This is a genomic window from Pseudomonas sp. ACN5, assembly GCF_002303975.1.
In the GTDB taxonomy this organism is placed as follows: Bacteria; Pseudomonadota; Gammaproteobacteria; order Pseudomonadales; family Pseudomonadaceae; genus Aquipseudomonas; species Aquipseudomonas laurylsulfatiphila.
In genome coordinates, this window is the sequence record NZ_MRCP01000002.1 from 1 (window position 1) to 19241 (window position 19241).

The 19241-nt window shown below is 58.7% G+C and carries 19 protein-coding genes and 1 rRNA gene; 10 read left to right on the forward strand and 10 right to left on the reverse strand.

What is annotated here, in order from left to right:
- Both BSF40_RS03135 and tyrS read right to left on the reverse strand, forming a co-directional pair.
- Nucleotides 1-217 (reverse strand): 16S ribosomal RNA (locus BSF40_RS03135); the annotation flags it as partial.
- A 495-nt stretch (nt 218-712) separates the two neighbouring features.
- Nucleotides 713-1912, reverse strand: coding sequence for a tyrosine--tRNA ligase (tyrS, locus tag BSF40_RS03145; RefSeq protein ID WP_095964062.1), 1200 nt, complete (start codon nt 1910-1912; stop codon nt 713-715).
- A gap of 211 nt (nt 1913-2123) precedes the next feature.
- Between tyrS and BSF40_RS03150 the strand changes: the two genes are divergently transcribed.
- Both BSF40_RS03150 and BSF40_RS03155 read left to right on the forward strand, forming a co-directional pair.
- On the forward strand, nt 2124-3548 hold the full coding sequence (locus tag BSF40_RS03150) for a peptidoglycan DD-metalloendopeptidase family protein (RefSeq protein ID WP_095964063.1): 1425 nt from the start codon (nt 2124-2126) through the stop codon (nt 3546-3548).
- Between the two features lie 3 nt (nt 3549-3551).
- A complete protein-coding gene (locus BSF40_RS03155; protein ID WP_095964064.1) occupies nt 3552-4643 on the forward strand; it encodes an anhydro-N-acetylmuramic acid kinase in 1092 nt (363 codons plus the stop codon).
- Nucleotides 4644-4711: 68 nt separating this feature from the next.
- On the opposite strand, the gene erpA is transcribed toward BSF40_RS03155, so the two are convergent.
- Both erpA and argC read right to left on the reverse strand, forming a co-directional pair.
- Entirely contained in the window at nt 4712-5062 is a 351-nt protein-coding gene (gene erpA, locus BSF40_RS03160) for an iron-sulfur cluster insertion protein ErpA (RefSeq protein ID WP_007906865.1), read from the reverse strand.
- Nucleotides 5063-5216: 154 nt separating this feature from the next.
- On the reverse strand, nt 5217-6251 hold the full coding sequence (gene argC / locus BSF40_RS03165; protein WP_007980174.1) for an N-acetyl-gamma-glutamyl-phosphate reductase: 1035 nt from the start codon (nt 6249-6251) through the stop codon (nt 5217-5219).
- A 294-nt stretch (nt 6252-6545) separates the two neighbouring features.
- On the opposite strand from argC, the gene hemJ reads away from it, so the two are divergent.
- From hemJ to coq7, 6 genes are all read left to right on the forward strand, one after another.
- Complete coding sequence (gene hemJ, locus BSF40_RS03170; protein WP_015097042.1) at nt 6546-6974, forward strand: protoporphyrinogen oxidase HemJ; 429 nt, start codon at nt 6546-6548, stop codon at nt 6972-6974.
- A 33-nt stretch (nt 6975-7007) separates the two neighbouring features.
- Entirely contained in the window at nt 7008-7976 is a 969-nt protein-coding gene (locus BSF40_RS03175; RefSeq protein WP_015097043.1) for a nitronate monooxygenase family protein, read from the forward strand.
- 90 nt (nt 7977-8066) lie between these two features.
- The gene (locus tag BSF40_RS03180; RefSeq protein ID WP_095964065.1) at nt 8067-9032 is read left to right on the forward strand and encodes a DUF805 domain-containing protein; all 966 of its coding nucleotides are present in this window, start codon (nt 8067-8069) and stop codon (nt 9030-9032) included.
- Between the two features lie 61 nt (nt 9033-9093).
- Nucleotides 9094-9882 carry an SDR family oxidoreductase gene (locus tag BSF40_RS03185; protein WP_033048446.1) on the forward strand — a complete coding sequence of 263 codons (789 nt, stop codon included), beginning with the start codon at nt 9094-9096 and terminating at the stop codon, nt 9880-9882.
- Between the two features lie 80 nt (nt 9883-9962).
- Entirely contained in the window at nt 9963-10301 is a 339-nt protein-coding gene (locus BSF40_RS03190) for a histidine triad nucleotide-binding protein (protein WP_095964066.1), read from the forward strand.
- A 226-nt stretch (nt 10302-10527) separates the two neighbouring features.
- Nucleotides 10528-11175 (forward strand): 2-polyprenyl-3-methyl-6-methoxy-1,4-benzoquinone monooxygenase, encoded by a 648-nt coding sequence (coq7, locus tag BSF40_RS03200; RefSeq protein ID WP_007980187.1) that lies wholly within the window; start codon nt 10528-10530, stop codon nt 11173-11175.
- A gap of 118 nt (nt 11176-11293) precedes the next feature.
- On the opposite strand, the gene speD is transcribed toward coq7, so the two are convergent.
- Nucleotides 11294-12085, reverse strand: a complete 792-nt coding sequence (gene speD, locus BSF40_RS03205; RefSeq protein ID WP_007980189.1) for an adenosylmethionine decarboxylase — start codon at nt 12083-12085, stop codon at nt 11294-11296.
- Between the two features lie 239 nt (nt 12086-12324).
- Complete coding sequence (locus tag BSF40_RS03210) at nt 12325-12747, reverse strand: OsmC family protein (RefSeq protein ID WP_007941657.1); 423 nt, start codon at nt 12745-12747, stop codon at nt 12325-12327.
- Between the two features lie 224 nt (nt 12748-12971).
- Here BSF40_RS03210 and crp point away from each other — a divergent pair, with 224 nt between their 5' ends.
- Nucleotides 12972-13616, forward strand: coding sequence for a cAMP-activated global transcriptional regulator CRP (gene crp / locus BSF40_RS03215; RefSeq protein ID WP_095964067.1), 645 nt, complete (start codon nt 12972-12974; stop codon nt 13614-13616).
- A 10-nt stretch (nt 13617-13626) separates the two neighbouring features.
- On the opposite strand, the gene BSF40_RS03220 is transcribed toward crp, so the two are convergent.
- From BSF40_RS03220 to BSF40_RS03235, 4 genes are all read right to left on the reverse strand, one after another.
- Nucleotides 13627-14328 carry a lipoate--protein ligase family protein gene (locus BSF40_RS03220; protein WP_095964068.1) on the reverse strand — a complete coding sequence of 234 codons (702 nt, stop codon included), beginning with the start codon at nt 14326-14328 and terminating at the stop codon, nt 13627-13629.
- 99 nt (nt 14329-14427) lie between these two features.
- Nucleotides 14428-15264, reverse strand: a complete 837-nt coding sequence (gene trpC, locus BSF40_RS03225) for an indole-3-glycerol phosphate synthase TrpC (protein WP_095964069.1) — start codon at nt 15262-15264, stop codon at nt 14428-14430.
- Nucleotides 15261-16310, reverse strand: a complete 1050-nt coding sequence (gene trpD / locus BSF40_RS03230) for an anthranilate phosphoribosyltransferase (RefSeq protein ID WP_095964070.1) — start codon at nt 16308-16310, stop codon at nt 15261-15263. Before trpD ends, trpC begins: the two co-directional genes overlap by 4 nt.
- Before the next feature lie 9 nt (nt 16311-16319).
- Complete coding sequence (locus BSF40_RS03235) at nt 16320-16913, reverse strand: aminodeoxychorismate/anthranilate synthase component II (protein WP_007980194.1); 594 nt, start codon at nt 16911-16913, stop codon at nt 16320-16322.
- A gap of 408 nt (nt 16914-17321) precedes the next feature.
- On the opposite strand from BSF40_RS03235, the gene estP reads away from it, so the two are divergent.
- Nucleotides 17322-19232, forward strand: coding sequence for an esterase EstP (gene estP, locus BSF40_RS03240; protein ID WP_095964071.1), 1911 nt, complete (start codon nt 17322-17324; stop codon nt 19230-19232).
- Nucleotides 19233-19241: the final 9 nt, after the last annotated feature.

Genomic DNA, 19241 nt, shown 5'->3' on the forward strand with positions numbered 1-19241 from the left:
TAGCGCAAGGCCCGAAGGTCCCCTGCTTTCTCCCGTAGGACGTATGCGGTATTAGCGTTCCTTTCGAAACGTTGTCCCCCACTACCAGGCAGATTCCTAGGCATTACTCACCCGTCCGCCGCTGAATCAGAGAGCAAGCTCCTGTCATCCGCTCGACTTGCATGTGTTAGGCCTGCCGCCAGCGTTCAATCTGAGCCATGATCAAACTCTTCAGTTCAAACATCTTTGGGTTTTGAGAAAACCCTAAACTTGGCTCAGCAATCGTTGGTTACATCTTTGATTTCTCGCGGAGTAACTTGTGATGCTGATAATCTGTTGACTAGCAGTCTGACTCCACAAGCACCCACACGAATTGCTTGATTCAGTTGTTAAAGAGCGGTTGGTTAAGATCTTTCGCCTCAACCGAGGCGCGCATTCTACAGCAGCCTCATTTGCTGTCAAGTGATTTTTTTTCAGAAGCTTTCAAGGATTCCTTAACAACTTCAACCACTTGCGCTTTCGATCTCTCGTCAGCGGGAGGCGAATTCTACAGCGTTACTCGCTGCTGTCAACACCTCTTTTTCAACTTCCCTGGCGCTTCGATGACCTGAAGCAACCCGCTGCCGAAAACTGCGTAACTCTTTGTTTACCAAGGAGTTTTCCGTTTCGACTGCGCCGGAAGTGGGGCGAATTATAGGCTTCTAAAATTCGCCGTCAACCCCCTATTTCAGCTTTATTCGGATTTGAGCGTAATACGCGCAAATGCCTTCTTCCCGGCCTGGCAAACATGGGTCGCGCCCAGTGCATATATAAAGGTGCGATCGACAACCTCACCATCTATACGCACACCACCGGAACCCAGGAGATCTCGAGCCACCGCCGAGTTCTTAACCAGCCCCGCCTTATTAAGGACAGCAGCGATCGGCATATCTTCGGCAGCAGTCAATTCGATTTCCGGCAGATCATCCGGCAGCTCGCCATCCTTCATACGGTTACCGGCAGCACGGTGAGCACTGGCCGCAGCCTCCTCACCATGGAAGCGCGCAACGATCTCTTCAGCCAGCTGGATCTTGATGTCGCGCGGATTGGCGCCCGCCTCCACATCAGCGCGGAACGCATTGATCTCATCCATGGAGCGGAAGCTGAGCAACTCGAAGTAGCGCCACATCAGCGCATCCGGAATGGAAACCAGCTTGCTGTACATCACACCTGGCGCTTCCTGGATACCGACGTAGTTGCCCAAGGACTTGGACATCTTCTTCACGCCATCCAGGCCTTCAAGCAGCGGCATGGTCAAGATGCACTGAGCCTCTTGGCCATAACCACGCTGCAGCTCACGCCCCATCAGCAGGTTGAACTTCTGATCGGTACCGCCGAGCTCGACATCTGCGCGCAGAGCTACCGAGTCGTAACCCTGAACCAGCGGATACAGGAACTCGTGAATGGCGATTGGCTGATTGGTCGTGTAGCGCTTGTCGAAGTCATCGCGTTCGAGCATCCGAGCCACGGTGTACTGCGAAGTCAGGCGAATGAAGTCGGCCGGCCCCATCTGATCCATCCAGGTGGAGTTGAAGGCCACTTCGGTTTTTGCCGGGTCCAGAATCTTGAAGACCTGAGTCTTGTAGGTCTCGGCGTTCTCGAGGACCTGCTCGCGAGTGAGCGGCGGACGCGTAGCACTTTTGCCGCTCGGATCGCCGATCATCCCGGTGAAGTCACCAATCAGGAAGATCACCTGATGCCCCAGCTCCTGGAACTGGCGCAGCTTATTAATAAGCACGGTGTGACCCAGGTGCAGGTCCGGAGCCGTTGGATCGAAGCCCGCCTTAATACGTAGCGGCTGGCCACGCTTGAGCTTTTCAATCAGCTCGGACTCGACCAACAGTTCTTCCGCACCACGTTTGATCAGCGCTAGCTGCTCTTCAACCGACTTCATAACAGACCCGCAAGGCTCAGATTCAAAGGGAACCAACCATACAAGATCGCGCGTCAAATACAAGGTTTGCCCGGCGCACGGACGCCAATCCGCAGGCAGGGCACCTACGGACTTGCTTCAGAGATGATTTGGTTATATTTTATACAGTTATTTCATCTTCATCATGTCATTCATCTTTTCCAATTCATCTTTTTCAAAGTCAAAACCACTTATGACCAAAGAATCGTCTAAAGCGCCGCCGCTTTACCCGAAGACCCACCTGCTCGCCGCAAGTGGAATCGCCGCCCTTCTCAGCCTGGCGCTCCTGGTATTCCCTTCCAGCGATGTGGAAGCCAAAAAAACGACCCTGAGTCTTGAACTGGAAAGTCCTGCTGAACAACTGACACAAGATCAAGACGCTGCTGACGTCGTTCAAGCCACAAATGAACCTGCAACATCCCCCTTCGCGCAGATCGACAACAGCGCCGAGGACACTCAGGAAACCGCTCAAGCCGAACCGGCGCCGGTCGTTGAAGTTGAAGAAAAGAAGCCGGCAAGCCACAGGGAAGTGATCGTCGCCAAGGGCGATACCCTCTCCACGCTGTTCGAGAAAGTCGGGCTTCCAGCCACATCGGTGCATGAAATACTGGCCAGCGACAAGCAGGCCAAGCAGTTCAGCCAGCTCAAGCGCGGCCAAAAACTTGAATTCGAACTGGGCCCTGATGGCCAGTTGACCAACTTGCACAGCAAGCTCAACGACGTCGAAAGCATCAGCCTGACCAGGAACGACAAGGGCTACACGTTCAATCGCATCACTGCGAAACCGACCGTGCGCTCCGCTTATGTTCATGGCGTGATCAACAGTTCGCTGTCGCAGTCCGCAGCCCGAGCGGGCCTGTCCCACAGCCTGACCATGGACATGGCCAGTGTGTTCGGCTACGACGTGGACTTCGCCCAGGACATTCGCCAGGGCGACGAATTCGACGTGATCTACGAGCAAAAAGTGGTCAACGGCAAGGCCGTCGGCAATGGCCCGATCCTGTCAGCGCGCTTTACCAACCGCGGCAAGACCTACACCGCCGTTCGCTATACCAACAAACAAGGCAACAGCAGCTACTACACCGCTGACGGCAACAGCATGCGCAAAGCGTTCATCCGCACACCGGTGGACTTCGCCCGCATCAGCTCGAAATTTTCCATGGGCCGCAAGCACCCGATCCTGAACAAGATCCGCGCCCACAAAGGCGTCGACTACGCAGCACCGCGCGGCACGCCGATCAAGGCAGCCGGTGATGGCAAGGTCTTGCTGGCCGGTCGCCGTGGTGGCTACGGCAATACCGTCGTCCTCCAGCACGGCAATACCTACACCACGCTCTACGGCCACATGCAAGGCTTTGCCAAAGGCGTGAAGACTGGCGGCACGGTGAAGCAGGGCCAGGTGATTGGCTATATCGGCACCACAGGCCTCTCCACTGGCCCGCACCTGCACTACGAGTTCCAGGTCAATGGAGTGCACGTCGACCCGCTGGGCCAGAAACTGCCAATGGCCGATCCGATTGCCAAGGCCGAACGCGCACGCTTCCTCGCCCAAAGCCAGCCCCTGATGGCGCGCATGGATCAGGAAAAAGCCACGATGCTGGCTTCGAGCAAGCGTTAAGTCATGGCGCTCTATATAGGTGTGATGTCCGGGACCAGCCTTGATGGCCTGGATATCGCGCTGATCGAGCAAGCCCCGGCGATCAGGCTGATCGCCTCCCACTACATCCCGATGCCCGACTCCCTGCGCGCCGAGCTGCTCGGCTTGTGCGCCAGCGGCCCGGACGAAATCGCCCGCTCCGCCATCGCCCAGCAGAACTGGGTAAAACTGGCAGCGCAAGGGATTCACACCCTCCTCGCTCAACAGCAACTCAAGCCTGACGACATTCGTGCCATTGGCAGCCACGGCCAGACCATCCGCCATGAACCGGCACGCGGCTTCACCGTGCAGATCGGCAACCCGGCCCTGCTGACGGAGCTGACCGGCATCACCGTGGTCAGCGACTTCCGCAGCCGCGATGTCGCTGCCGGGGGGCAAGGTGCACCGCTGGTTCCCGCCTTTCACGAAGCCTTGTTTGAAGAACGGGGCGGGAATCGTGCAGTACTGAACGTAGGCGGCTTCAGCAATCTCAGCCTTATCGAGCCCGGCAAGCCGGTCGCCGGTTTCGACTGCGGCCCGGGCAATGTGCTGCTGGACGCCTGGATCCACCAGCAACGCGGCGACCACTTTGACCGTGACGGCCAATGGGCTGCCAGCGGCAACATTCAACCGGTGCTGTTGAATGCGCTGCTGAGTGACCCGTTCTTTGTGACCAAAGGCCCGAAGAGTACCGGGCGGGAAGTGTTCAACCTGACATGGCTGACGCAGCATCTGGCGCAGCTGCCAGCCTTCTGCGCCGAAGATGTTCAGGCGACCCTGCTTGAACTGACCGCACTGACCATCATCGAATCACTGCAAAGCGCCCAGGCAGACACGCAGGAACTGCTGGTCTGCGGCGGCGGCGCCCACAACACGGCCTTGATGACCCGCCTGGCCAGCCTGTTGCCCAACGCCAGTGTCAGCAGCACCGCGACTTACGGTGTAGACCCCGACTGGGTCGAAGCCATGGCCTTCGCATGGCTGGCTCATTGCTGCCTCGAAGGCATCGCGGCCAATCGTCCGAGCGTTACCGGTGCCCGTGGATTGCGCGTACTCGGCGCCATCTACCCCGCATAAATCCTCCACACAGCAAAACGCCGCAAGACCCTGAGGCCGTGCGGCGTTCTGTGAAACAGGTGCGCTGATCAGATCGAGAACGAAGAACCGCAGCCACAGGTGGTGGTCGCATTCGGGTTCTTGATGACGAAGCGCGAACCTTCCAGACCTTCCTGGTAGTCCACCTCGGCACCGGCCAGGTACTGGAAGCTCATCGGATCGACCACCAGGCTCACGCCTTCGCGTTCGACGATGGTGTCGTCATCGGCCACTTCCTCATCGAAAGTGAAACCGTACTGAAAACCTGAACAACCGCCGCCCGTAACGAATACGCGCAGCTTCAAGCGATCATTCCCCTCTTCATCGACCAGGCTCTTCACCTTGTGCGCGGCACCGTGGGTGAATTGCAAAGCCGTGGGGGTGAAGGATTCGACGCTCATGCTGACTATCTCCCGGCGTTACGCCGTCATATTGCGTGATGACGCGCATTATCCGCTTCTCCTAGAAAAGCGGTCAACTATTCTAGGAGCAGCGACAAGCTTCAAGCTGTGAGCTTCAAGCTTGCGGCTTACAACTTGAAGCTTGTAGCTGCTCTCAAGGCAGCATGCCGGCGTGGGAGAGACCCAGACGCTCATCCAGCCCGAACAGAATGTTCATGTTCTGCACGGCCTGCCCCGACGCCCCTTTGACCAGGTTGTCGATCACCGACAGCACCACCACCAGATCACCGTCCTGAGGGCGATGCACGGCAATACGGCAGACGTTGGCACCCCGCACGCTACGCGTCTCCGGATGGCTGCCGGCCGGCATGACATCGACGAACGGTTCGTTGGCATAACGCTTTTCAAACAACGCCTGCAGATCCACCGAGCGATCAACAACAGTGGCGTAGAGCGTCGAGTGAATGCCGCGAATCATCGGCGTCAGGTGCGGAACGAAGGTCAGTCCGACGTCCTTGCCCGCGGCACGACGCAACCCCTGGCGAATTTCCGGCAGATGACGGTGACCTTTGACCGCATAGGCCTTCATGCTTTCCGACGTCTCGGAGTACAGCGAACCTACGGAAGCACCACGACCGGCACCGCTGACGCCGGATTTGCAGTCAGCAATCAGATGCGCAGCATCGGCCAGGCCGGCTTCGAGCAGTGGCAGGAAACCCAATTGCGTTGCAGTCGGGTAGCAGCCCGGCACGGCAATCAGGCGCGCTTTCTTGATCTGCTCGCGATTGACTTCCGGCAAACCGTAGACCGCCTCGTCCAGCAGTTCCGGTGCGCCGTGCGGCTGGCCGTACCACTTGGCCCATTCATCGGCGTCTTGCAGACGGAAGTCAGCCGACAGGTCGATGACCTTGGTCCCGGCCGCCAGCAGTTCGCCCGCCAGGGCATGGGCAACACCGTGCGGCGTGGCGAAGAACACCACATCGCAGGCACCCAGGGTCTTGATATCCGGAACGCTGAACGCCAGGCCGTCGTAATGGCCTCGCAGGTTCGGGTACATGTCGGCTACGGCCAGGCCAGCCTCGGATCGGGAAGTGATGACAACCACCTCAGCTTGCGGATGTTGCGCCAACAGACGCAGCAGTTCGACACCGGTGTAACCCGTGCCGCCGACGATACCGACCTTGACCATAAACCTGCCCTCAACGAACCCACTGGAAAGCCGTCGATAATAGGGGCCGCGCGCCCCTGCGACAACCGTCAAGGTGACGTGCGGACGCTCACGAGTCCCGTCTCGGGCATACGTTCAAGTTTTGGCGAGTGGATTTTGTTGCCAGACAAGGCGCCGCGACGAGTCATAGCCCGCTATGGCGAGGAGCGGCAACGCAGTATGGCGGCAAAAGACACCGTCAAAATTGAACAGTTATGTCCGAGACGGGACTCTTTCTCTACTATTCAGACTACCGTGAACCTGGAATAACTAAAAATGCTCTATCTGTGGCTCAAAGCGTTTCATATCGTCAGCGTCGTGTGCTGGTTTGCCGGCCTGTTCTACCTGCCAAGACTGTTCGTCTATCACGCACAAAGTGAAGACACGATCAGCAAGGAACGCTTCAGCGTAATGGAGCGCAAGCTGTACCGGGGCATCATGGGTCCGGCAATGATCGCCACGTTGATCTTCGGCGGCTGGCTCATCTACCTCAATCCAGGCATCTTCAGCCAGGGTGGCTGGATACACGCCAAACTGACCCTGGTGGTGATCCTGATCGGCTATCACCACATGTGCGGCGCCCAGGTAAAACGTTTTGCCCGTGGCGAAAACACCCGCAGCCATGTCTTTTATCGCTGGTTCAATGAGGTTCCGGTTCTGATATTGCTGGCAGTCGTAATTCTGGTCGTCGTTCGGCCGTTCTAAATCCAATAGACACCACTCACCGGGGTACTTCCAATGTCGCTGCCCGCTCTGCTCGAACAACGTTTGCGTCTGCCCGTGGTGGCTGCGCCGATGTTCCTGATTTCCAATCCGCAATTGGTACTCGCCTGCTGTCGTCAGGGTGTGGTCGGCAGCTTCCCGGCGCTGAACCAGCGCGAAAGCAGCGGTTTCAAGGCCTGGCTGGAAGAGATCGAAGCCGGACTGGCGACCATGGAAAACCCCGCGCCTTATGCCGTGAACCTGATCGTGCATAACAGCAATCCACGCTTACAGGCGGACCTGGAGATCTGTGTAGAGCACAAAGTGCCGATCGTGATCACCAGCCTCGGCGCCGTGAAAGAACTGGTCGATGCGGTGCACAGCTACGGCGGCCTGGTGTTCCATGACGTGACGACACGTCGTCATGCCGAGAAAGCGGCCGAAGCCGGCGTGGATGGATTGATCGCCGTGGCTGCCGGGGCCGGTGGACACGCCGGGACCTGGAGCCCGTTCTCGCTGATTGCCGAAATCCGCCAGTTCTTCGACAAGACCCTGTTGCTGGCCGGCTGCTTGAACCACGGACATGAAATTCTTGCCGCGCAATTGCTCGGCGCGGATCTGGCCTACTTTGGCACTCGGTTTATCGGCACGACCGAAAGTCACGCGCCCGAGGCCTACAAAGAAATGCTGCTGACATCCAAAGCTGCAGACATCATCCATACTCCAGCCGTGTCAGGTGTCCCCGCGAGTTTCATGCGCCAGAGTCTGGAAGCCGCCGGTTTCGACATGGCCGCGTTGCAGGGCAAGGGCGAGATCAACTTCGGTTCCAAGCTCAAACCCGTGAGCGATGAAGCCAAAGCCTGGAAAACCGTTTGGTCTGCAGGCCAGGGCGTGGGAGAAATCGAGGACTTGCCGAGTGTCGAGCAGTTGATTGCACGTCTCGACGCCGAGTACCGCCAAGCCCTGGAGCATGCCGCCCAGCTGCCAAAACGCTGGCCGCGCTGACAGCAAATCTTGGCCAGCCCCTCCCGGCTGGCCTTACACTCACTCGGACACAACCTTCTTTCAACCTCTCGCGACAAGGATGCTTCGCACATGGGCGAAAATCGTTTCAAGATCGTATTCGAAGGTGCCTTGCTGCCCGGTGTCGACATCACCACGGCAAAGCTCAATCTCGCCGATTTGTTCAAAAGCGATGTCACAGCCATCGAGCGCTTGTTCGCCGGGCGCCCGGTAGCGCTCAAACGCAACCTGACGCAGGCCGATGCCCAAACCTATCTCCAGGCGCTGAGCAAGACCGGTATCGACGCGCGCATCGAAGCCGAAACACCGATCGAGTTGAATCTCGCCGACGTGCATGACCATACCCCGGCCAGCAGCCAGGCGGCCTTGGCAGAACCGCAGTCTCCTTACGCTGCGCCTCGCGCGCCCGTCGGCGAAGCGGTGGCGGAATTCGCCACGCTCCAGCCATTCAGTTTCGATGGCCGTATCGGTCGCTTGCGTTTTCTTGCCTGGACACTGGTGCTGACACTGGTGCTCTCGGCTGTTTGCGGGGTTTTTGCATTGGTCGCCCTGGCCCTCATCGGTGCGGATTCAACCGCCGGCCTGATCCTGGGTGGCTTGCTGGCCCTTATCCTGTTTGTCGGATTTGCCTTCGTCAGCATCCAGATCACCGTTCAACGTTTGCACGATGTCGGCTGGTCCGGCTGGCTGTGGCTGCTGAACCTGGTACCGTTTGTGGGCAGTTTCTTTCCGTTCGTGATCATGGTCGTACCGGGCAACGAACTGGCCAACCGCTACGGTCCACCGCCTCCGCCGAACAGTACCGCGGTCAAAGTATTGTCTTCGCTGTGGCTGGTCGTCATCGCACTGATCCTGGTCGGCTCCCTGGGCGGTGGTCTCTCGGCGATACAGGAAGAATACGAAAACGCCGCCCAGAGCAGCTACGACAGCAGTTCGGTCACCACCGATGAAATCGACGTCGAGGTCGAACCGGTGCCAATTTCCGCCGACGATGCAGCCGAAGAGGCCCAGCCCCCTGTAGACTCTGCGAAAGAATGAACAGCGCTCCTGGCCCGTGACACCTGCGTCGCGGCGCGGAGCTGTTGCGATGGAGAACTGCATGACCCGTTACGCTCTGATCACTGGCGCCTCCAGCGGCATCGGCCTGGCAATGGCCGAAGCGTTGGCCCGGCGCGGCCGCAGCCTGATTCTGGTGGCCCGACAACGTGATCAGCTGGAAAGCATTGCGATTGAATTGACCCAAAGGTTCGGCGTGGAAGTGTTGTTCCGTGCCTGTGACCTGGGCGAACCGTTGCGCCTGTCCGGATTCCTGCTGGAGCTGGAGGAAGGCGACCGGCAAATCGATCTGTTGGTCAATTGCGCCGGTATCGGTACATGCGGCCCGTTTCTGGCCCAGGACTGGATGACCGAGCAAGACCTGATCGAAGTGAACATCCTCGCCCTCACCCGCCTGTGCCATGCCATCGGCAACAGCATGGCCCTGCAAGGTGGCGGGCAGATTCTGAATGTGGCCTCGGTGGCAGCGTTTCAACCGGGACCGTGGATGAGCACCTATTACGCCAGCAAGGCGTATGTGCTGCACTTTTCCGAGGGGTTGCGCGTCGAGCTGAAAAAGTGCGCGATCAAGGTTTCGGTGCTCTGCCCCGGGCCGACCCGCACAGCGTTCTTCCGTACCGCGCAACTCGACAGCGACAAACTGACCAACAGCAAACTGTTGATGAGCCCCGAGGAAGTGGCGCTCTACACCGTGCGCGCCCTGGAAAAGAATCAGGCGATCATTATTCCGGGGCGGCGCAACCGCTGGTTCGCTTTCCTGCCGAGGCTCGGCTCACGCTGGCTGACTCGCACAATCGCCGGCATGGTCAACAAGGCTTACTGCCCGCGCTGATCCAACTCAAAGTAAAAGGCTGGGCGCTGGCATACGCCATGAGTACACTCAGACCAGCCCAAACAACGGAGAAAACAGCTGTGGATACTCTGTTCACCAAGATCATCAACCGGGAAATCCCGGCGAAGATCATTTACGAGGACGACCAGGTACTGGCCTTCCACGACATTTCCCCACAGGCACCGGTACATTTCCTGGTGATCCCGAAGAAGCCGGTTCGCACCCTGAACGATCTGACGGAGGACGACAAGACACTGGCCGGACACATTCTGTTCACCGCCCAGCGCCTGGCCCTGGAACTGGGCTGCGAAAAAGGCTTCCGCGTCGTCATGAACTGCAATGAAGAAGGCGGGCAAACCGTCTACCACATTCATATGCACGTGCTTGGCCAGCGCCAGATGCACTGGCCGCCGGGCTGATTGCTGCCCCCCCCTTGTGGGAGCGGCGGTGCGGCGATCCGACTTGCTCGCGAAGAGGGCCTCACTTTCAACATCTTTGTTGACTGACACTCCGACTTCGCGAGCAAGCCCGCTCCCACAAAAGGCATCACAACACTGTCACAGCCTTAGCATCACAATGACCCAGCGCAAACCATCCCCGGCCGATTGGGTTAAACTGGCCGCCGAAATTCCCCCGGAGGTCAGCATGACTACCCAACGTCACTACTCGCCCATCGACCGCCTTCTGCTGCAAGCCGATGCCGCGATGCGCACCCTGCTGCCCTTCAGCGGCCAGCCGTACCGTCCGTCGCCGGCCATCGTGCAGCCCGATGCAAAAATGAGCGACGAAGACACGCGCCACGTTGCCGGCCTGATGCGCATCAACCATACCGGCGAAGTCTGCGCCCAGGCGTTGTATCAGGGGCAGGCGCTGACCGCCAGACTGCCGCAGGTGCGTGCTGCCATGGAACACGCCGCCGAAGAAGAAATCGATCATCTGGTCTGGTGCGAACAACGCATCCATCAACTGGGCAGCCACACCAGCATCCTCAATCCGCTGTTTTATGGCATGTCGTTCGGAATTGGCGCCGTGGCCGGCCTGATCAGCGACAAAGTCAGCCTGGGCTTCGTGGCGGCAACGGAAGACCAGGTGTGCAAACACCTGAACGAACACCTGGAGCAATTGCCGGCCGAGGATGAAAAATCCCGGGCGATTCTTGAGCAGATGCGTATCGATGAAGAACAGCATGCCGAAAGCGCGCTGGAGGCTGGCGGGTTCCGCTTTCCGGCGCCGGTGAAGTTCGGGATGAGTCTGATGGCCAAGGTGATGACCAAGAGTACTTATCGGATCTGATATCCCGGTCGCCTGTGAGGGCCTCTTCGCGGGCAAGCCCGCTCCCACAGGGGGCCGCGCTTCGGCAATAAAAAAGGCGACTGCCGTGAGGTAGTCGCCTTTTTTGTGTTCGAGAACCTTACGCCATGTTGCGCGCGTAGAAGATTTCGAGCATTTCGTGTTTCACCCGCTCGGTCACCTGGGCACGTTGCTCAGAGGACAGGTTGCTGGTGGCATCACCGAACAGGTAGTTATCCAGTTCGAAGTTCTTCAGCAGCATTTTGGTGTGGAACAGGTTTTCCTGGTACACGTTCACGTCGGTCATCTGGTATGCGTCGCGAGTGTCATCGGAGAGGTAGTTCTGGATCGAGTTGATCTCGTGGTCGATGAAGTGCTTTTTGCCTTCAACGTCACGGGTGAAGCCGCGCACACGGTAGTCCACGGTCACGATGTCCGAATCGAACTGGTGAATCAGGAAGTTGAGCGCTTTAAGCGGTGAAATGACCCCGCAAGTCGACACGTCGATGTCCACACGGAAGGTTGCAATACCGCTGACCGGATGGATTTCCGGGTAGGTGTGCACCGTGATGTGGCTCTTGTCGAGGTGGGCCAGAATGATTTCGGGCAGCGGGCCCGGAGACTCTTCGATCTGACTGTCGGTCGGGGTTACCGGCTCTTCGGAGATCAGGATCGTGACGCTGGCGCCCTGCGGCTCGTAGTCCTGACTGGCGATGTTCAGGATGTTGGCACCAATGATATCGACAACTTCCGTGAGGATCTGCGTCAGGCGTTTCGCGTTGTACTCTTTATTGATGTACTCGACGTAAGCCTGCTGGTCTTGCGGGGTTTCCGCGTAGCAGATGTCATAGATGTTGAAGCTCAAGGTCTTTGTCAGGTTATTGAACCCGTGGAGCTTGAGTTTGCTTTTCACCGTTAAAAACTCTCTATGTGTTTGCGGCCCGGCCGCGTGATCAAGCATGCCCGTCAGATGCGAACAACGCACCTGCGTAGGACGGTTAACACCTCTTCGCGATGGCGATTTTGGTTGTCTGTTCGGGTGCGAGGCCTGTCGGCTGACGGGCCACTACCCTGAAAAAAGTGGCGCATTATGCAGACGTCAGCTTGGGATCGCCAGAGTCTGCACTGCTTTTATGATAGTTGAATGTCGATTCAACCGAGCTCGATGATCTCGTAGTCGTGGGTAATTGCCACGCCAGCCGCGCCGAGCATGATCGAGGCCGAGCAATACTTCTCGGCAGACAATTCGATGGCGCGCTTGACCTGGGCTTCTTTCAGCCCGCGGCCCTTGACCACGAAGTGCATGTGGATCTTGGTGAAAACCTTTGGATCTTCCGTCGCGCGCTCGGCTTCGAGGAAGGCTTCGCAGCTCTCGACGGCCTGGCGGGACTTCTTGAGGATGCTGACCACGTCGAAATTGCTGCAACCGCCGACACCCAGCAGCAGCATTTCCATCGGCCGGACACCCAGGTTACGTCCGCCGGCATCGGGCGGACCGTCCATGACCACGACATGACCGCTACCGGATTCGCCGAGGAACATGGCTTCGCCAGCCCATTGGATGCGTGCCTTCATCGCCAAGACTCCACTGTATAAAAAAGGGTCGCCAGCTTAGCACAGCCCCCGAGATTGACAGCGCCCGCCGTCCTAGGACATATCCCACTGCCTTGTAGGTAAATGCTCGAATATTTCAGGAGGTGTCTGGTAAGCTGACGCCAATTCAATGGCGCATGGCCAGCCTCACTCCAGCGTTCGCTATTTATAAAAACCATACCGTGCAGTCATTTCGGGATACAACCATGGTTGCTATTGCCCCCAACCCCAAGCTCAAGAACCTCGACAAGCTGTTGATGCATTGCCAGCGCCGCCGCTATCAGGCCAAGAGCAACATCATTTGTGCCGGTGACCGCTCGGAAACGCTGTTCTTCATCATCAAAGGCTCAGTCACCATCCTGATCGAGGATGACGACGGGCGGGAAATGATCATTTCCTACCTGAACGCCGGGGACTTTTTTGGTGAGTTGGGCCTGTTTGAGCAAGCCGGCCTGGAGCAGGAGCGCAGTGCCTGGGTGCGGGCCAAGGTCGAATGCGAAGTTGCGGAAATCAGCTACGCAAAATTCCGCGAGTTGTCTCAGCAGGATCCGGACATTCTTTACGTCCTCAGCGGACAAATCGCACAGCGCCTGCGCAACACCACGCGCAAGGTTGGTGACCTGGCATTTTTTGACGTGACCGGCCGCGTTGCCCGCTGCCTGCTGGAGCTGTGCAAGCAGCCAGACGCCATGACCCACCCCGATGGCATGCAAATCAAGGTGACCCGTCAGGAAATCGGGCGGATTGTCGGCTGTTCCCGGGAGATGGTCGGTCGCGTGCTCAAGGATCTGGAAGATCGCAACCTGGTGGACGTCAAAGGCAAGACCATGGTGGTCTTCGGTACGCGATAAACTCGAAAACCTAGCCGCTGAACATCTGTGCCAACATCAACCGGTAGAGTTCGTCGAGGCGCGCCAACGCATCGGGTGCCGTGAACCTCTCATGCAATGCGATGTGGCTTTCGGCGCGTACTCGTTGCTCCAGACCACAGGCCTCGTTGAAGCGATTGACCGCGGCGACCATTGACGCCCGGTCGTTATCCATCAGCATCGCACCGTGCACCAGGCCCACCGGACGCTGACCACCCTGGCTCTGGCGCCAGCGCTGGGCGGTACCAACCATTTTGCGCCCGTCGAGGTTGACGTTGAAGCGGCCATCGCAGAACGCACCGTCGATTTCGCCAAGGGACGACGAGCCACCCAATTCATCCAGCAACTGGCAGATGGGGTCGCACAGGCGCCGGTAACCGGTTTCGATGCGGTTCAAATCACCTTCGCTGCGCGGTGGCGCGTATACCAGGGCGATATTGATCGTTGTGGCGGATTGTGGAACCGGTTCGCCGCCGGTATCGCGCAGCAGCACCGGCCAACCTGCCGCCGCTGACACTTCACAGGCGACTTCGAAGCCTGGCAAGCGATTCAAGCGGCGCGGCATCACCAATGCCTGATCGCTCGGTTGCCAGAACAGCAGGCCGAACTCCGCGTCGCCGGCGCACACCGAGGCCAAAAGATCCTGTTCGGCTTGCAGGCCGGCTTCAATGGTCAGGGAGGTTGGCAGCGACATGGAAGGCTCCGACAGACCTGAGGTCTCTAGGGGATTTGCGGGCCTCTTCGCGGGCAAGCCCGCTCCCACAGTGGTAGCGGTTTGCCTGTGAAGATGTGTTTAGTCGAGGGTCGAGCCGCTGACTGGAACGCCGCGCTCGGGGAAGAACAGTCGCTGCAACTCGGTACCCGGGCTTTCGGCGCGCATGAACGCTTCGCCGACCAGGAACGCGTAGACGTCGCTGATTTCCATCAGTTCGACATCGGCGCGGTTGAGAATGCCGCTCTCGGTGATGACCAGTCGATCACGCGGAATACGCGGCAACAGGTCAAGGGTGGTTTCCAGGCTGACATCGAAGGTATGCAGGTTGCGGTTGTTCACGCCAACCAGCGGAGTATCGAGGGTTTTCAAGGCCCGCTCCAACTCATCGCCGTCGTGGACTTCCACCAGTACGTCGAGGTTGACGCTTTTGGCCACGGCTGCCAGTTCGGCCATTTTCACGTCATCCAGCGCGGACACGATCAACAGCACGCAATCGGCACCCAGGGCACGGGCTTCGACGATCTGGTAGGGATCGATCATGAAGTCCTTGCGGATCACCGGTAGCTGGCACGCTGCGCGGGCCTGCTGCAGGTACGCATCGGCGCCCTGGAAGTAGTCGATGTCGGTGAGTACCGACAGGCAGGTCGCACCGCCCTTCTCGTAACTGCGTGCGATATCGGCGGGCACGAAGTTCTCGCGGATCACGCCTTTGCTCGGCGAGGCTTTCTTGATTTCGGCAATGACTGCCGGTTGCTTCTGCTTGGCCTGAGCCAGCAATGCCTTGGCAAAACCACGAGGTGCATCGGCCGTCCTGGCCAGGCTTTCCAGCTCGGCGAGGCTGACGCGAGCGCTGCGCTCGGCCACTTCCTCAACTTTGCGCGCCAGAATCTTTTCCAGAACCGTCGGTACACTCATCCTTCATTCTCCACTTTGAATACCGCGGTAAATGCACCCAATTCCTCTAGCTTTTCTCGAGCGAGGCCGGTGTGCAGCGCATCGTGTGCCAAGGCAACGCCTTCTTTCAGGCTGCTGGCATGGTCGGCCGCATACAGGGCGGCACCAGCATTGAGCATGATCATTTCGGCCGCTTTCTGACCGTTCTCTGTCTTGCGCTTGCCCAGGGCATCGCGAATCAACTCCAGAGACGCCGCCGGGCTTTCCACGGCCAGGCCGTGCAGGCTCTGGCTCTTCATGCCCAGGTCTTCCGGTTCGACCCAATACTCGGTGATCTGGTCATCCTTAAGCTCTGCGACAAACGTCGGAGCGGCCAGGCTGAATTCGTCCAGGCCATCCTTCGAATGCACCACCAGCACATGCTTGCTGCCCAGACGCTGCAACACTTCCGCCAGCGGCCGGCACAAGGCCTGGGTGAATACGCCCACCACCTGATGCTTCACACCGGCCGGATTCGTAAGCGGGCCGAGCATGTTGAACAAAGTGCGCAAGCCCAGTTCACGACGCGGGCTGGCGGCGTATTTCATCGCAGAGTGATGAGTCTGGGCAAACATAAAGCCAATACCAACGTTGTCAATGCAGCGCGCCACTTGCACCGGCGTCAGGTTCAGGTAGATGCCGGCCGCCTCCAGCAGATCGGCGCTACCGCTCTTGCCCGACACCGCACGGTTGCCATGCTTGGCCACGGTGCAGCCAGCAGCGGCAACCACGAAAGCGGAAGCGGTCGACACGTTGAAGATATTGGCACCGTCGCCTCCAGTGCCCACCACATCGACCACACCGTCGAGGGTCTTGAGTTCGACCTTGTCCGCCAGTTCGCGCATCACCGACACCGCGCCGACGATTTCGTCGATGCTTTCGCTCTTCATGCGCATGGCCATCATGAACGCACCAATCTGTGCGTCCGTGCATTGCCCGGTCATGATTTCGCGCATCACGTCGCGCATTTCATCGGTGCTGAGGTCGAGGTGATCGACGATACGGCCCAGGGCTGTCTTGATGTTCATGTTTAGTCCTTAGCGCGTGCCGCCGGTTTGTTTGAGGAAGTTGGCGAACAGTTCGTGGCCCTGCTCGGTGAGGATCGACTCAGGGTGGAACTGCACGCCCTCGATGTTGAGGGTCTTGTGACGCAGGCCCATGATCTCGTCGACCGAGCCATCTTCAAGCTGCGTCCAGGCCGTCAGCTCCAGGCAATCGGGCAGGGTTTCGCGCTTGACGATCAATGAATGATAGCGGGTCACCGTCAGCGGACGGTTCAGGCCTGCGAATACACCCTTGTCCTCGTGAAATACCGGGCTAGTCTTACCGTGCATCACTTGGCGGGCGCGCACTACATCGCCGCCAAAGGCCTGGCCGATGGATTGGTGACCCAGGCAGACGCCAAGAATCGGCAGTTTGCCGGCGAAATGCTTGATCGCTTCAATCGAGATGCCGGCTTCGGTCGGGGTGCAAGGACCGGGGGACACAACGATGCGCTCAGGATTGAGGGCTTCGATTTCAGCGATGGTCAGTTCATCGTTGCGCACGACTTTGACCTGGGAGCCGAGCTCGCCCAGGTACTGCACAACGTTGTAGGTAAAGGAGTCGTAGTTATCGATCATCAGCAACATGACGTTAAGAACCTCTTGAATTCACTGACTTTAAAGATGGCCTTCGAATGATTGACCCGCAGAGCGCTGCGCTTTGTCAGGTGCTGGAGGAGCGCCAGCAAAGCGGCATTTCAAACAGGTAAAGAAGGCGAAGCGGTACAGGTCCGGCGAGGCCGGCAAAAGAATTCAGGCGCGCCAACGCCAGCGGGCGTGTGCCTTGATGACTTGATCCAGGAGTTTGCTGATGATCAACACGGGGAAGGTCTCGTTCGTACGTCCCGGCACAGTAACTTAGCTGGGCAGAGCGTGCAATATCGCCGGGGCTACTGCCCGCGAAACTCTTAAAGGCTTCGCGACAGATGGCAAAAGGCCGAAAGTTTTTGGTACTGTCGTTTCGTTCACTACAACAATAAATAAACGGACTTGCTCATGATCAAACAGTCGTTGTTTGTACCGCTCGCAGGATGCTTGCTCGCGATGGCATGCGCCCAGGCGAACGCCGCACCCAATCCTTATACAAACTTCGTGGTCTTCGGGGACAGCCTCAACGACGCCGGGACCTTTGCCGACACTGGCGGGCCTGCCGGGGCGACACAGCGCTTTACCAACCGGACAGGACCGGTGTATCTGGATGGCAGCGGCGAAGTCCGCTCGCTCAACTCCACGCAGATACTGGGTGGAAAGCTGGGGTTCTCGGCGGACCAGACTGCGTCATCATCTTCGGCGGTGCGTGCCAACAACGGCCAGCCTGATGGCAACAACTGGGCCGTCGGCGGTTACCGCACGGATCAGATCCTGGATTCGATCACCAGCGTTTCCGCCACCGGCGAACGCACCCGCGCCGGCTACCTGCCGTCGAACAACTTCCGGGCCGACCCGAACGCACTGTATTATCTGTCGGGTGGTGGTAACGACTTCCTGCAAGGTCGCGTCACCAGCCTGCCCCAGGCCAGCGCTGCAGCCGATCGACTGGCCGACAGCGTGCAGACACTGCAAACCGCCGGCGCCAAATACGTCATGGTCTGGTTGCTGCCCGATATCGGCTTCACCCCGGCGTTCAATGGCACCCCGCTGCAAGCGTTCACGTCCCAACTCAGCGCCCAGTTCAATAATGAACTGGTAAGCCGACTGCAGAACATCAATGCCGAAGTCATCCCGCTCAACATTCCGGTACTGCTCAAAGAGACGTTCGCCAACCCGGCGCAGTTTGGCCTGGCCACCGACCAGAACCTCATCACTACCTGCTTCAGCGGCAACGGTTGTACCGAGAATGCCCGTTACGGCATCAACAGCGCCACGCCGGACCCGACCAAGCTGATCTACAACGACTCCGTGCACCCCACAGAAGCCGGGCAGCGCCTGATTGCCGACTACGCGTACTCCCTGTTGGCAGCACCCTGGGAGCTGACATTACTGCCGGAAATGGCCCAAGGCACCGTGCGCGCGCATCAGGATGAATTGCGCAACCAGTGGCTGGCCGATTGGCAAAACTGGCAGGGCGTCGGCCAATGGCGAGCCATTGTTTCTGGCGGCGGACAGCATCAGGACTTTGACAGTCAGGACAGCGCGGTCAGTGCCGACGGCAACGGAGCCAACCTGAACATCGGGGGCAGCTACCGCATCGATGATGCCTGGCGCGTCGGCCTGGCGGCGGGTTTCTATAACCAGAAACTCGAAGCCGGCAGCAACGACTCCGACTACAAGCTCAACGCTTACCTGGGCACGGCATTCGCCCAATACCAGCAAAACCGTGTCTGGGCGGACGTGGCGTTGACGGCCGGCCATCTGGATTACGACAGCCTCAAGCGCAAGTTCCAGCTGGGTGCCAACGAACGCAGTGAAAAAGGCGATACCAGCGGCTACATCGAAGCCTTCAGCGCTCGCCTGGGTTACGACATTGCACAACATGCCAGCAGCCCTTGGCACGTGTCGCCGTTTATCAGCGCTGATTTCTCCAAGGCGAAAGTCGACGGCTACTCGGAGGACGGCAACGATTCCACGGCGCTGACCTTTGCCGATCAGGAAGTGATCTCCCGACGCCTGGGTGCTGGCCTGCAGGGTAAATACCAGATCACCCCGCAAACCCAGGTGTTCGGCGAGGCGGCAATCGAGCGTGAGTACAACGACGATACCCAGGATGTGGGCATCAACCTCAACAGCCTGCCGAACAACCAGTTCACGCTGGAAGGCTACACCCCGCAAAGCCACTTGCAGCGTGTGAACCTGGGGGTGAGCCATAACCTCACCCGCGACCTGGCATTGCGCGCCAGCTACAACATTCGCAGGGACGACGACTTCACCCAACAAGGCATCAACGTAGGTGTTGCGCTGGACTTCTGATGGACCGGC